The organism is Pseudomonas sp. B21-012 (genome assembly GCF_024749305.1).
GTDB lineage: Bacteria > Pseudomonadota > Gammaproteobacteria > Pseudomonadales > Pseudomonadaceae > Aquipseudomonas.
The window spans coordinates 1,707,961-1,722,043 of the sequence record NZ_CP087197.1 but is presented as its reverse complement, the minus strand read 5'-3'; the positions used below and the strand labels follow the sequence as shown (position 1 = coordinate 1,722,043).

Annotated in this window: 13 protein-coding genes; all 13 read right to left on the bottom strand. The window is 63.3% G+C overall.

The annotated features are described in order from the left end of the window. Nucleotides 1–36: 36 nt before the first annotated feature. The 13 genes from LOY37_RS07930 to fleQ all read right to left on the bottom strand — a co-directional run bounded on the left by LOY37_RS07930 (nucleotide 37) and on the right by fleQ (nucleotide 14,081). Entirely contained in the window at nucleotides 37–1,332 is a 1,296-nt protein-coding gene (locus LOY37_RS07930; RefSeq protein WP_258716602.1) for a flagellar hook-length control protein FliK, read from the bottom strand. Between the two features lie 79 nt (nucleotides 1,333–1,411). Beyond that, the gene (locus LOY37_RS07925; RefSeq protein ID WP_045200296.1) at nucleotides 1,412–1,759 is read right to left on the bottom strand and encodes an Hpt domain-containing protein; all 348 of its coding nucleotides are present in this window, start codon (nucleotides 1,757–1,759) and stop codon (nucleotides 1,412–1,414) included. Between the two features lie 25 nt (nucleotides 1,760–1,784). Then, nucleotides 1,785–3,500 carry a fused response regulator/phosphatase gene (locus LOY37_RS07920; RefSeq protein ID WP_258716601.1) on the bottom strand — a complete coding sequence of 572 codons (1,716 nt, stop codon included), beginning with the start codon at nucleotides 3,498–3,500 and terminating at the stop codon, nucleotides 1,785–1,787. Then, nucleotides 3,497–3,802 carry an STAS domain-containing protein gene (locus tag LOY37_RS07915; protein ID WP_258716600.1) on the bottom strand — a complete coding sequence of 102 codons (306 nt, stop codon included), beginning with the start codon at nucleotides 3,800–3,802 and terminating at the stop codon, nucleotides 3,497–3,499. Before LOY37_RS07915 ends, LOY37_RS07920 begins: the two co-directional genes overlap by 4 nt. Nucleotides 3,803–3,895: 93 nt before the next feature. After that, the gene (fliJ, locus tag LOY37_RS07910; RefSeq protein ID WP_045200290.1) at nucleotides 3,896–4,348 is read right to left on the bottom strand and encodes a flagellar export protein FliJ; all 453 of its coding nucleotides are present in this window, start codon (nucleotides 4,346–4,348) and stop codon (nucleotides 3,896–3,898) included. A gap of 6 nt (nucleotides 4,349–4,354) precedes the next feature. Then, nucleotides 4,355–5,719, bottom strand: a complete 1,365-nt coding sequence (gene fliI, locus LOY37_RS07905) for a flagellar protein export ATPase FliI (RefSeq protein ID WP_093385605.1) — start codon at nucleotides 5,717–5,719, stop codon at nucleotides 4,355–4,357. Further along, the gene (gene fliH / locus LOY37_RS07900; RefSeq protein ID WP_093385609.1) at nucleotides 5,709–6,470 is read right to left on the bottom strand and encodes a flagellar assembly protein FliH; all 762 of its coding nucleotides are present in this window, start codon (nucleotides 6,468–6,470) and stop codon (nucleotides 5,709–5,711) included. Before fliH ends, fliI begins: the two co-directional genes overlap by 11 nt. 84 nt (nucleotides 6,471–6,554) lie before the next feature. Beyond that, complete coding sequence (fliG, locus tag LOY37_RS07895; RefSeq protein ID WP_045189054.1) at nucleotides 6,555–7,574, bottom strand: flagellar motor switch protein FliG; 1,020 nt, start codon at nucleotides 7,572–7,574, stop codon at nucleotides 6,555–6,557. Next, nucleotides 7,567–9,348: a flagellar basal-body MS-ring/collar protein FliF gene (fliF, locus tag LOY37_RS07890; protein ID WP_045200285.1), complete on the bottom strand. Its 1,782-nt coding sequence runs from the start codon at nucleotides 9,346–9,348 to the stop codon at nucleotides 7,567–7,569. The genes fliG and fliF overlap by 8 nt, the downstream gene beginning before the upstream one ends. A 15-nt stretch (nucleotides 9,349–9,363) precedes the next feature. Then, the gene (gene fliE / locus LOY37_RS07885; RefSeq protein ID WP_045200283.1) at nucleotides 9,364–9,690 is read right to left on the bottom strand and encodes a flagellar hook-basal body complex protein FliE; all 327 of its coding nucleotides are present in this window, start codon (nucleotides 9,688–9,690) and stop codon (nucleotides 9,364–9,366) included. A gap of 120 nt (nucleotides 9,691–9,810) precedes the next feature. Then, nucleotides 9,811–11,190, bottom strand: coding sequence for a sigma-54 dependent transcriptional regulator (locus tag LOY37_RS07880; protein WP_258716599.1), 1,380 nt, complete (start codon nucleotides 11,188–11,190; stop codon nucleotides 9,811–9,813). Beyond that, the gene (locus LOY37_RS07875; RefSeq protein ID WP_258610094.1) at nucleotides 11,190–12,401 is read right to left on the bottom strand and encodes a PAS domain-containing sensor histidine kinase; all 1,212 of its coding nucleotides are present in this window, start codon (nucleotides 12,399–12,401) and stop codon (nucleotides 11,190–11,192) included. Before LOY37_RS07875 ends, LOY37_RS07880 begins: the two co-directional genes overlap by 1 nt. Nucleotides 12,402–12,605: 204 nt before the next feature. Continuing rightward, on the bottom strand, nucleotides 12,606–14,081 hold the full coding sequence (gene fleQ / locus LOY37_RS07870; RefSeq protein ID WP_038996385.1) for a transcriptional regulator FleQ: 1,476 nt from the start codon (nucleotides 14,079–14,081) through the stop codon (nucleotides 12,606–12,608). Nucleotides 14,082–14,083: the final 2 nt, after the last annotated feature.

The following is a 14,083-nucleotide window of genomic DNA, read 5'->3' as shown; positions in this document are numbered from 1 at the left end:
AAAAGCAAGGTCGGCCAGCACAAAGAGCACAGCCAATCAGGCGTAGTAATCCACCGCGCTGGAACCCACAACCGACTGCTGCTCGACCGGCATTGCACCTGGAGCGATTTCAGCGGACTCAGCGGATTCACCAGCTTCATTACGCCGTGCGGCCACGCCACTGAGTTTCGGCGTGTCCTGGGCGCCCTGCTGCTGGCCACCACGGGACTGGTCAGCGACGTTGACGTCCGGCTGGCCGAGCCCCTGCTGGGCAAACATTTCCTTGAGCCGGTGCACCTGGTTTTCCAGCGCCTCGCGCACCCCGGCGTGACCACTGACAAAGGTCACCTGGGCCTGCTGTTCCGGCGCCAGGTTGACGCGGATGTCCAGGCGCCCGAGCTCGGCCGGCTCAAGCTTGATATCGGCCGATTTCAGGTTCTGGCTGGACAGGTACATGACCCGGTTGACCAGGCCTTCGGTCCAGCCGCCCTGGTTCATCGCCAACGGCTGCTGCAGCGGCGTGGCCACCGGCACGGCATTGGCGGTCTTGGCCGTGGCGGCCAGGGTCAGGTTGCTCAGGCGCTCGGCAAAGTTGTCGACGCGCGTATCGCTGGAGGCGCTCTTGAGGTCCTTGAGGCCATCATCGAGCAGGCCACTGAAGGCTTTTTCACCCGGCTCGCCTGATTCGGCATCGGCACCCGGCTTGTCCAGCAGGGCCGCCAGTGTATTGACGGCAGGCTGCGCCGTCGGCGCTTCAGGCTGGGCATTGCCGGCCTTGCCGGCGGCATGGGCAGACGTAGTGCCCTGGGCCTGGGCACTTTGCTCAAGGGCCAGGCGCAAGGCTGGCAGGTCAGACAGCGGATCGGCCTCAGGATCGAATTCGGGCGCTTCGGCTACCGGCTGGGCTGGCGCCGCAGCCACCTGCAATTGTGCTGCCGCCTGAAGCACCGGCGCCACGGCTTCAGCCTGGGCCTGGATCAATTGCGCGCCGGGCTGGGCGTCGGTCACTTGACCCGCCACCAGGCTGGGGTCAAGCAGGGTGGGATCAGCCACCAGCGCCGGATCAACCTCGGTGCTGTCCTGCTCCTCAGGCAAACTATTGCCGCTGTCGGCAACCTTCGACGAATCAGCGGCCGTTTTATTGCCGCTGCCCGGGGCGGTGACGACCTTCTCAGGCACAGGCGCGTCCTTGGTGCCTGCAGTCGTCTCGCAAGATTGCTTGGCATACACATCGGAAAAGCCAGACGCCTTGTCGTTAGAGGCCTGCAGCGATTTATCCGGCGCACCGGCAGTGGCGCGCGACGGCTTCGCCACGGCACTGGCTTGCAACAGGGGGTTGGAGGCGACAGGCATGCAGGAGTCTCCGCTACAGAAGTCGTAATCGTGAATTAGCGAAGACTACGCAAAACTCGCGCCAGGTTTGCCCTCGCGCTCAACCAATCGATACTCGCTGGCGTTCGTCGTGGTAAAGGTCACGAACGGCCGCATACTCGCGATCGATCTGGTTGATCAGGTCTTCGATGCCTTGCAGCGGGCCGTGATTGACGCGGTCTTCGAGCTGCCTGCACAACTCGGCCAACGCTACCGCCCCCATATTGCTGCTACTGCCCTTGAAACTGTGCGCGGCATGCGCCAGCTCGTCGGCGTTCTTCGCCTCATGCAATTGACTGAGGCGTTTTTCGGAATCTTCAAGAAAGGTTTCCAGCAAGTACAGGTAGCCATCTTCCATGACCTCCTGCAAGTCGCTGAGCACCTTGCGATCGATGTGAATGTCGGACACTTGCTCACTCCTTGATCAAGTTGGATTATGCCAGAGCCTCCCAGGCGAACTCCACGCATGCGCGGCGCCCCTCGTCGGCCCATTCGGCACGCCGGCTCAACCGGCGTATGAGGGTCAGACCGCGTCCGCACAACCCTTGTTCGGACACAGGCCTGGCCAGCACTTTACTCACATTGAAGCCCTTGCCGCTATCTTCGACTTCAATCTTCAGACGCCCGCCTTGGCGATCCGGCTCGACTCGAAGGGAGACGCGGATGAAGCCCTCGTTCAACGCCTGCAGGCGCTCGTCGCGCATCTGATAGTAGGCGGCAAAGCCCTGCGCATCGCGCTTTAGCGCCGAGTCCAGCCCCAGCACGCCGTGTTCCAGGGCATTGGAATACAGCTCGGTGAGGACACTGTGCAACGCCCCGCTCTGAGCCCGCAAACCGTGTATTTCCTGCAACAGCTGTAGCAAATAAGGTAATGGATTGAAACGTTTTAGCGTGTCGGCGCGAAACTCGAACTGCAGCGACCAGTCCAGCGGACTGGACTGCCCACTGTCAGAATAGATCACCGGCAGCGGCGACAACAGTTGCGGTTCGACCACCTCGATATCCAGCAGGCTGACATCATCGCGCGAGCGACCACGAAACGCTTCCAGCGCCTGCAGCACCTCCTCGAACAACAGTGCCGGCTGTCGATTGGCACTCAGCACCCGACGCAGGCGCTCGACACCGAACAGCTGGTCATTGTCATCACTGGTATCGACCACGCCGTCAGACAACAGAAACAGGCGCTCGCCCAGGGCCAACGGCAGCACCTGGGTGGCGTCATCAAAGCGCTCCGGCGCCAGGATACCCAAGGGCAAATGACGCGATACCAAGGCCACAGGCTCACCCCCACCGGCGGGCAACAGATAGCCGTCGGGCATGCCGCCATTCCAGACCTCGACCACCCGCCGCTGGAAACTCAGGTTGAGCAACAATGCACAACAGAACATGTCCACCGGCAGGATGCGCTTGAGCTTGGCGTTCATCTCGCGCAGGGTTTCGGCCAGGCCGTAACCCTTGGCTGTCATGCCATAGAACACCTCGGCCAGGGGCATCGCCCCCACCGCCGCCGGCAAGCCGTGGCCGGTGAAGTCGCCGAGCAACACATGCATGTCACCTGCCGGCGTGAAGGCGGCCAACAGCAAGTCGCCATTGAACAGGGCATAAGGTGACTGCAGGTAACGGATGTTCGGCGCACTCAGGCAACCGGCATGGGCCACCTGGTCGAACACCGCCTTGGCGACCCGCTGCTCGTTGAGCAGATGAGTGTGATGGCGGGCAAGCTGGTCACGCTGCTCCAGCACCGTGGCCTGCAGCCGGCGCATACGCTCCATCGCCTTGATTTTGGCGGCCAGGATCACCGGGCTGTAGGGTTTTGCCAGAAAATCGTCGCCACCTGCCTCCAGGCAACGGACCAGCGCCTGTTCTTCGCTAAGCGAAGTGAGAAAGATGATCGGCACCAGCGCTTCACCGGCCAGCGCCTTGATCTGGCGCGCCGCCTCGAATCCATCCATGACCGGCATCAGCGCATCGAGCAGGACCATGTGCGGGCGCTGCGCGGCGAACAGCGCCAGCGCCTGCTCGCCATTTTCGGCGGTGAGCACCTGATGCCCCTGCTTGCGCACAAGGGTGGCCAGCAACAAACGATCAGCAGCACCATCCTCGGCGATCAGGATGGTGAGCGCCTCGAAAACATGGGCTGGCTGGTTCAACTGATGTCGAACAGCTTGTCGAAGTTGGAAATGGCGAGGATCTTTCGCACATCGGAGCTGGTGTTGACCACACGGATTTCCGAGTCGTCGCCGCCGACGTGGTCACGCAGCAGCAACAGCATGCCCAGGGCCGAACTGTCCAGATAGGTGGCCTCCTTGAGGTCGACGACCACTGAGTCCGGCATGTTCTGCTTGAGCTCGTAAGCCTGGCGAAATTCCAGGTGCTTGCCAAAGTCAAAACGCCCCCTGACCTTGATCGTCAGTTTTTTCCCATCCGGGGATACTTCAGATAAAACTGCCATGTCGATGATTCCTTCCATTGCGACGATTGCAGACATCTAGAAGGTTTAGCAGCCCCACCCCCCGGCAGCAAGCACTGCCGAGCAAAGCACGCTTCAGTAGCGATCGTGGCGCGGCAGGCGCTGGGACAGTTCATCGAGCAGTTTTTGTTCGCGCTTGTCTTCCACCATGCGCGCCTCGTCGATGTAGCGCTGCACCAGCTTGCGCAAGCCCTCGACCCGGGCGTAGGCCTGCTGCCAGGTGCCGCGGGCGTTCTTCAGATTGTTCTGGTGCCAGGCCAGGCTTTGGCGCTGCTGAGTCATGGCAGTTTCCAGCTGGCCGAGAAAGCTCTGGTAGTTGACCAGCCAGCTACCGGACACGCCCTGCCCACCGCGGTTGATCCACTGCAACTGGTAGTCTTCGCGAAAACGGTCAAGTTCGCTGAGCTTGGCCTGGGCCATGTTCACTTGCTGCTGGAATTGCCCCAGGCGCTGGGCGGCCTGGCGCTCGGCGTTTTCCGCCATCTCCACCACCGGCGCCAGACGCGCGGCACGGCTTGGCTGGGCCATGGCCTATCAGCCGCCTGCCGCAGGCAAGGGGGCAAACACGCCAGCCAGGTGCTCGCGGCTTTGCTGCATGCCGACATTGTCGTTCAGGCCCTGGCGCAGGAAGTGCACCAGGCGCGGCTGCAGGGTAATGGCAAGGTCGGTCTCGGCGTCTCCACCGGCGACATAAGCGCCGACGCTGATCAGGTCGCGGCTTTGCGACAGGCGCGACCACAGCTGTTTGAACTGCTGCGCTTCGGTCATCTGCTCGGGGCTGACTACCTGCGGCATGACCCGGCTAATCGAAGCTTCGATATCGATGGCCGGGTAATGCCCCTCCTCGGCCAGGCGCCGGGACAGCACGATGTGGCCGTCGAGCACGCCCCGCGCCGAGTCGGCAATCGGATCCTGCTGATCGTCGCCCTCGGACAATACGGTATAGAACGCGGTGATCGAGCCACCACCGGCTTCGCCATTACCCGCACGCTCCACCAGCTTGGGCAGCTTGGCGAACACCGACGGTGGATAGCCCTTGGTCGCTGGCGGCTCACCAATAGCCAAGGCAATTTCCCGCTGGGCCTGGGCGAAACGGGTCAGCGAATCCATCAGCAACAGGACGTTCTTGCCCTTGTCGCGAAAGTACTCGGCAATGCGCGTGCAGTACATGGCCGCGCGCAAGCGCATCAGCGGCGCATCGTCGGCGGGCGAGGCCACCACCACCGAGCGCTTGAGGCCTTCTTCGCCAAGAATGTGCTCGATGAACTCCTTGACCTCGCGGCCGCGCTCACCGATCAAGCCGACGACGATGATGTCCGCCTCGGTAAAGCGGGTCATCATGCCCAGCAGCACACTCTTGCCCACGCCGGTACCGGCGAACAGGCCCAGGCGCTGACCGCGGCCAACCGTCAACAAACCGTTGATGCTGCGGATGCCGACGTCCAGCGGCTGGCTGATCGGATCGCGATTGAGCGGGTTGATGGTCGGGCCGTCCATCGGCACCCAGTCTTCGGCTTTCATCCCGCCCTTGCCGTCCAGGGCACGACCGGCGCCGTCAAGCACCCGGCCAAGCATGCTCATGCCCATGGGCAGGCGACCGCTATCGGCCAGCGGCACCACGCGCGCCCCAGGGGCGATGCCGGCAACGCTGCCGACCGGCATGAGGAACACCTTGCCGCCGGCAAAACCCATGACCTCGGCCTCGACACGCACCGGGTGATAGCTGTCGTCATTGATCACCACGCAGCGGCTACCAACCGCCGCGCGCAGGCCTTCGGCCTCGAGGGTCAGGCCGACCATGCGTAGCAGGCGGCCCTCGACCACCGGCTGAGACGGCAAATTGACGGCGTCGGCATACGCCCCCAGGCGCTTGCCGAAACTGGTTCGTTCAAGGCGCATCAGGGGCATCCAGCTCAACCTGCACATCCGCCGCTGCCGGGTGCAGGCTTTGGTCATGGAGCTGATCGAACAATTGCGCCATGGCCTTTTCGATACGGGTTTCCATGCTGGCATCGATACGGCTGTGATCAGTCTCGATGCGACAGCCTCCTGGCAGCAGGGCTTCGTCTTCGAGCAGCTTCCAGCGCTCCTCGTGACGCTCGCGCAGGGCTTTGACCTGCTCGAAGTCCTGCGGATTGATATGGATGCGGATGTTCTCGGCACCCATCGGCAGCAACTTCAGGGCTTCACGCAGTACCTGGCCGATCTGGCTGGAATCGCTGCGCAGCTCGCGACCGATGACCTCGCGGGCGATGTGCCCGACCAAATGGACCACAGCTTTTTCAATCTGGCTGTCTTGTTCGGCGATGGGTTCGAGCAGGTGGGTCATCACCTGTTCGAGGCTGGCCAGCTTGGCGCTCAGGGCCTCTTCGGCTTCCTGGCGAACCTTGAGCTGAGTGCTGTGAAAACCCTCGCGCTCGCCGGTGGCAAAGCCTTCGTTGTAGGCTTCCTGGCGAATGCTTTCAAGCTCTTCGAGGGTCAGTGGCTGGACTTCTTCCAGCGGCACTTCTTCGATTTCGTCCTGAACCGCTTCGGGCTCCGGTTCAGGCTCAGGCTCTGGTTCCGGGTCGAAACTGGGCAGCGCCCAGCGGTCGAAGCCCTCGACGTCGTTAGCGCGAATCAGTTCACTCAGGTGCTCGTTGGTTGACATGATTGCACGCACTCGTAAAGCATCGCGGGCCAAGCCCGCTCCCACAGGAGCGCTGTGGGAGCGGGCTTGACCCGCGATAAGGTCTTAGATCATCTCTTCGCCGCCCTTGCCACCGAGCACGATCTCTCCGGCTTCGGCCATACGGCGGGCGATGGTGAGGATTTCCTTTTGCGCCGTCTCGACGTCGCTGACACGCACCGGGCCCTTGGCCTCGAGGTCGTCGCGCAGCAGCTCGGAGGCACGTTTGGACATGTTCTTGAAGATCTTCTCCTTGACCTTCTCGTCAGCGCCCTTGAGCGACACCACCAGCACGTCGGAAGACACTTCGCGCAGCAGCGCCTGGATACCGCGGTCGTCGACATCGGCCAGGTTGTTGAAGACGAACATCAAGTCTTCGATCTGCTCGGAGAGGTCGCCGTCGATGTCGCGGATCGCGTCCATCAGCTGGCCTTCGACGGAGCTGTCGAGGAAGTTCATGATGTCCGCGGCACGCTTGATACCACCCAGGGTGGTGCGCGCGGCATTGGAGTTGCCCGAGAACTGCTTCTCGAGGATCTGGTTCAGCTCCTTGAGCGCCGCCGGCTGGACGGTATTGAGCGACGAGACGCGCAGGATGATGTCCAGACGCACCTTGTGGTCGAAGTTGCCCAGCACTTCACCGGCCTGGTCCGGGTCCAGGTAAGCCACGACGATGGCCTGGATCTGCGGGTGCTCGTAGCGAATGACATCGGCAACCGCGCGCGGCTCCATCCACTTGAGGCTGTCCAGGCCGCTGGTGTTGCCACCGAGCAGGATGCGGTCGATCAGGCCGTTGGCCTTGTCCTCGCCCAGGGCCTGGGTGAGCATCTTGCGGATATAGCCGTCGGAACCGACGCCAAGGCTGGTCTGGTCGCCGACGATCTCGACAAACTCGCTCATCACCTGCTCGACCTGCTCGCGATGGACGTTGCCCATCTGCGCCATGGCCACGCCGACCCGCTGCACTTCCTTGGGGCCCATGTGCCGCAGCACCTGCGCGGCATCGGTTTCACCCAGCGACAGCAGCAGGATCGCAGCCTTGTCGACACGGGTCAGTTTGGCGGTAAGGGCTCGGTTATCACTCATCGGCGTTGATCCACTCTTTCACGACCTGGGCCACGCGACCCGGGTCTTCGGCCACCAGGCTCTTGATTGCATTGAGCTGTGCGTCATAACCCTCGCTCGGGCTTGGCAGCAGAATGCTTTGCGGACCACCCAGGCTGACGCGGTCGTTGGCCAGCTCGCCATCCAGACCGAGCATGCCGCCCAGTTCCATATCGCCATCGGCACCGGCGCCTTGCTTGCCATTGCCGGTGATGTTGTTAAGTACCGGACGCAGCACGCCGAACACCAGGACGAGGATGAACAGTACGCCCATGACCTGCTTGATGATGTCCCAGAACCACGGCTGCGAATAGAACGGAATCTCGGCAATTACCTCGCCACGGTCGGCGGCGAACGGCACGTTGATCACGCTGACACTGTCACCACGGCTGGCATCGAAGCCCACCGCGTCCTGCACCAGGCGGGTAAAGCGTGCCAGGTCTTCGGCAGCCCACGGGGTGCGCGCGGCATCGCCGGTGGCCGGGTCGACCTTGAGCTGGTCATCGACCACTACCGCCACCGACAGGCGGGTCAGGCGACCCTGCTGCTGGCGGGTGTGGCTGATGGAACGGTCAAGCTCGAAGTTCTTGGTCGACTGCTGACGCTTGTCGGCCGGGTACGGTGCAAGCATCGGCTGGCCGGTGGCCGGGTCCATGATCTGCTGGCCGTTGGCATCGAGCAGCGGCTGGCCAGGCTGGATGGCGCTGGCGGCGGTTTGCGTGCCACCGGTGGTTTGCGGCGCCGAGGCCGGGCCTGGCGGCTGGTTGCTCAGCGCACCAGGCACGCCCTGCGGGCCCATGCTGCTGGAGCGCTGTTCGTTGACCGACTGCTCGCTGCGCAGCGCCGGCTGGTCAGGGTTGAACTGCTCGGAGGTGGATTCTACCGCGCTGAAGTCAACGTCCGCCGATACTTCGGCCTTGTAGCGGTCGTTGCCCAGCACCGGCTGGAGAATGTTGTGCACACGCTGGGTGAGCAGGCCTTCCATGCGGCGGCTGTAGTCGAACTGCTTGCCGGCCATGGTCAGCTCGGAATTCTCGACCTGGTCGGAGAGCAGGTTGCCCTTCTGGTCGACCACGGTGACCTGGGACTTGTTCAGTTCCGGCACGCTGGTCGCCACCAGGTTGACGATGGCCATCACCTGACCGGCTTCCAGGGCGCGGCCCGGGTACAGCTCGACCAGTACCGAAGCACTTGGCTTGCGCTCGTCACGGACGAACACCGAGCTCTTCGGGATCGCCAGGTGCACGCGTGCCCCCTTGACGTTGTTGAGGCTGGAGATGGTCCGCGCCAGTTCGCCTTCCAGGCCACGACGGTAACGGGTGGCCTCCATGAACTGGCTGGTGCCCAGGCCCTGCTCCTTGTCGAGGATCTCGAAACCGACATTGCCATCGCTCGGCGCCACGCCGGCGGCTGCCAGCTTCAGGCGGGCACGGGAAATATCGTCGGCCTTGACCAGCAAGGCGCCGGAATTGGGTTCGACGTTGTAGGGGATATCGGCAGCGGCCAGGGTCTCCATGACCTGCTTGGTGTCCATGCCGGCCAGGCTGCCGTACAGCGGCCGGTAGTCCGGTTGCTGCGACCAGAGCACCACGGCAAAACCGATCGCCACGCTGGCGGCCAGACCGACCAGCAGGCCGACCTGACGCAGCATGGGCATCTGCGAGATGTTTTCCAGGAACGACATACCGAACAACGGCGGCTTGGGCGCTGCTGCGCTGCTTTTCGCGGGCACGTTATCGACGACTGCTTCGGCCATGACTCAATCTCGCCCTTATACCGGCATCTGCATGATGTCTTGATAGGCCTGCACCAGCTTGTTACGCACCTGGGTCAAGGCCTGGAACGACACAGTGGCTTTTTGCGAAGCGATCATCACGTCGGTCAGGTCAACCCCGCTCTTGCCGATTTCGAAGGCGCTGGCCAGCTGCGAGGAAGCCTGCTGGGTGTCGTTGACCTTGTTGACGGCCTGGCCGAGCATGTCGGCAAAACTGCTGGAGCCGACCTCAGGCGCAGCGGCAGCCTTCGGCATCGACATGGCGTCCATTTGCATGGCCCGCATGTCCAACATCAATCGATTAAATTCAACACCTTGGCTCATGGACTTCTCTCTCCGACGGCCCGCATTTTTTTGACACTCACGCAGCGGATAGGCAGGACATAGCAACAAGAGTGCCAGCTCTGCCCGCGGCCCGAACAAAAACTCTAATTCATTAATGGCTCAGCTGGCGTACAGGCTGGCCTCGACGTCCATGCCGGCATCACGCATCTGCGCCAGCTTGTAGCGCAGGGTGCGCGGGCTGATGCCCAGGCGCTCGGCGGCCTCCTTGCGACGACCGCGCTCGGCGCGCAAGGTGTCGATGATCATCTGGAACTCATGGCGACGCATGTCATCACCCAGACCGCCCGCCGCCTCGGTTTCAATATTCGGCACGACTGCGGCGACCGGCGCTGCAGCGAACATCGGCAGGACCCCGGCGAGACAGAAATCCGCCGCTTCGATCACCCCACCCTGCTGCAGGATCAAGGCACGCTGAATGGCGTTGTCCAGTTCGCGTACGTTGCCCGGCCAGGCATAACCTTGCAGACACGCCTGAGCATCAGGCGAGAGTCGAACCGGGGCATGCTTCATTTTATTGACGTGGCGCGCCAGCAATCGCTCGGCCAGCGGCAGAATATCGGCGCTACGTTCGCGCAGCGGCTTCCACGCCAGCGGGAACACCGACAGGCGATAGAACAAGTCTTCACGAAAACGCCCCGCCGCCACCTCGCCGGCCAGGTCACGGTTGGTGGTGGCGACCACGCGAATGTCCAGGGCAATCGGCTTGCGCCCGCCAACCCGCTCCACCTCACGCTCCTGCAACACCCGCAGCAGCTTGGCCTGCAAGCCCAGGGGCATTTCGGAAATCTCGTCGAGCAGCAAGGTGCCGCCATCGGCCTGTTCAAACTTGCCGGCCTGGGCGGCGATGGCGCCGGTGAACGAGCCTTTCTCATGACCGAACAGGGTGGCTTCGAGCATGTTGTCGGGGATCGCCGCACAGTTGATCGCCACGAACGGCTGCTCGGCGCGCAGGGACTGCTGATGTATGTAGCGCGCCAGCACCTCTTTGCCAGTGCCTGACTCGCCGGAGATCAGCACAGTCGAATCGCTGCGCGCAACCCGCGCCGCCAGCTCCAGCAACTGCGCACTGGCAGGCTCGCGCGCCACCGGTCCGTCGCCTTCGCCCGCCGCCGCCACCCCCAGAGCGTGGCGTGCCACCAGCTCAAGCAATGCCTTGGGCTCAAATGGCTTGACCAGGTAATCGGCCGCGCCCTGGCGCATGGCCTCCACCGCGCGCTCGACGGCGGCATGCGCGGTCATCAGCAACACCGGCAACTGCGGCTGGCGCGCGCGCAGCAGGGCCAGTAACTGATGGCCGTCCATGCCGGGCATGTTCACGTCACTGACCACCAGGCTGAACGCCCCGCCAGCGACCACTTCCAGTGCTTCTTCGGCCGAACCTACGGCCTGGTAGGCAAAGCCGCCCAGCTCCAGGGTATCGGCCAGTGCCTGCCTCAGGGCGCGGTCATCTTCGACCAGCAGCACCTTGATTGCTTTCATTACTCTGCCTCCACCGACTGCGCGCCGATCAGCGGCAGGCTGATCCGGGCGCAGGTGCCGCGACCGGGTCGCGAACGTAATTGCAAACTGCCCTGGTGGGCCCTTGCCACCGCCTTGACTACCGCCAGACCGAGCCCGGTGCCGGTAGCCTTGGTGGTCAGGAACGGCTCGCCCAGGCGCGCCAGCAAGGCACTGTCGATACCGGCGCCAGCGTCGCTGATGCACAGGTGCAGGATCTGCCCGCGCCGGTATAGGTGAACCTTGAGCCGCGCAGGCTCGCCACTGGCCTGCAGGGCGTTCTCGATCAGGTTGAGCATGGCGCCGACCAGGGTGTCGCGGTTGCACAGCAACTCGCCCAGGTGACTGTCGCACTGCCAGCGCACCGCATGACCCTGAACATGGGTCTGCGCCGCCTGCTGCAGGGCCTGGAACAATGCCTTGGGTGTCAGCCGATCGGTCAGCGGCAACTCGCCACGGGCGAACACCAGCATGTCGCGCACCTGGTGCTCGAGCTCGTGCAGGCGCTCCTTGAGGTTGCCGGCAAAGCGTTGCTGGGTTTCCACCGGCAAGTTCTGCTCGGCCAGGTGGCTGGCGTATAGCATGGCCGCCGACAAAGGCGTGCGGATCTGGTGGGCCAGCGACGCAACCATGCGCCCCAGCGACGACAAGCGCTGGTGGCGGGCCAGCTGGTCTTGCAGGTGACGGGTTTCGGTCAGGTCATTGAGCAGTACCAACTGCCCGGGCTCGGCATCCAGCGAGCGCGTGGCAATCGACAGGCGCCGGCCATCACGCAGCGACACTTCATGACCGTCATCCTCGCGCGGAGCAAAGCTGCGAGCGATCACTTCACGCCACAACTCACCCACCAGCGGTTCGCCCAACAGGTCGCTGGCGGCGGGGTTGGCCTCACGCACCCGGCCCAGGCCATCGATAACGATCACCCCGCCCGGCAGCAGGGCCAGCAGATTCTGCAGGCGGTTGGCCAGGCGCTCCTTCTCGGCAAGCTCGGCCATGCGCTGGGCGCTGACCACCGCCAGCTCGCCCTTGAGCTCGGTAACCCGGGCTTCGAGCAGGCTATAGGACTCACTAAGCTGGCTGGAAACCTGGTCGAACATGGCAAAGGCCTGCTCAAGACCAAGGCGGCTTTCCTGTTCGGCGGCGTTCGGCCCCTTCGGTTCAGGGACACAGGAGATGGTGGCGACCTGGGGCATCATGCTCTCTCGCGTGGCTGACCGTCATAAAACGGTGTGTTGCCTGCGATATAGCAATAGCCGTGCCGGATAGTTTGGGTGTGGCGGCGAGGAAACCAGCGAGGTGGCAGCAAAGGCCGATGGGACGGACGTTACAGCCCTTTGAAAGATAGGGTTATTAGCCATGATGAGCGCATTGCGCGACTCACCATGGCCACCCAGGCGTCAATCCTCCGCCTGTTCATCCCCTTCCCGCCGGCTCATGCCGTACTTGCGCATCTTCTCCACCAGGGTGGTGCGACGAATGCGCAGGCGCTCGGCAGCGCGGGCGACGATACCGTTGGCATCATCCAGCGCCTGCTGGATCAGGCCCTGCTCCAGGCCACCGAGGTAGTCCTTGAGGTCCAGGCCTTCAGGCGGCAGCATCGCGTGGCTGGCGAAGTTCGGCGTATGGCCGTTGATGGCCACGCGCTCTTCGAGGTCCGAGCGCAGGCTGTCGACCAGTTGCTCGTCTTCGTCGTCGACGTAGCGGAATTTCTTCGGCAGCTCCGACACGCCGATCACCCCGTACGGGTGCATGATCGCCATGCGCTCGACCAGGTTGGCCAGCTCGCGGACGTTGCCCGGCCAGCCGTGCCGGCACAGCGACATGATCGCGGCCGAGTTGAAGCGGATCGAACCGCGCTTCTCGTGCTCCATGCGCGAGATCAGCTCGTTCATCAGCAGCGGGATGTCCTCGACGCGCTCGCGCAGCGGGGCCATCTCGATAGGGAAGACGTTGAGGCGGTAGTACAGGTCTTCGCGAAAGGTCCCCACCTCGATCATGCTTTCGAGGTTCTTGTGGGTCGCGGCGATGATGCGCACATCGATGCTCTGGGTCTTGTTGCTGCCCACGCGCTCGAAGGTGCGTTCCTGCAGCACACGCAGCAGCTTGACCTGCATCGGCAACGGCATGTCGCCGATCTCGTCGAGGAACAGGGTGCCGCCGTTGGCCAGCTCGAAACGCCCGGCACGGCTGGTAATCGCCCCGGTAAAGGCACCCTTCTCGTGGCCGAACAGTTCGCTTTCCAGCAGCTCGGCCGGAATCGCCCCGCAGTTGACCGGCACGAACGGCGCTTCGCGGCGCTTGGAGTGGTAGTGCAGGTTACGCGCAACCACCTCCTTGCCGGTGCCCGACTCACCGAGGATCAGCACGCTGGCGTCGGTATCGGCCACTTGCTGCATCATCTGGCGCACGTGCTGGATCGCCCGGCTGGTGCCGACCAGGCTGCGGAACAGATTGGGTTCGCGCTGGCGGCCGCGCTCGCGGGCCTGGTCGTACATCTCGCGATAGACCTGGGCACGGTGCAGCGAATCGAGCAATTTGCTGTAGCTCGGCGGCATTTCGAGGTTGGAGAGTACGCGACGGCGCAGGTCGTCCGGCAGCTCGGCAGAAGAAATTTCGCCCAGAAGCAGAACCGGAAGGAACTCATCCCATCCAGCCACTGTCTTAAGCAAGCCCATCAGACTTGCCGGAGCATTCACGGTCCCGATCAGGACACAGAGCACTTCACGACTGGATGACAACGACTCGACAACCTGCTGCCAGTCATGGCTCGAGCAGGGCAGATTTTCTTCGCCAAGAAAATTCAACACTACCGCCAGATCACGGCGGCGAGCGCTATCGTCATCGATCAGGAGAATTTTGGTTTCACGCCACATGC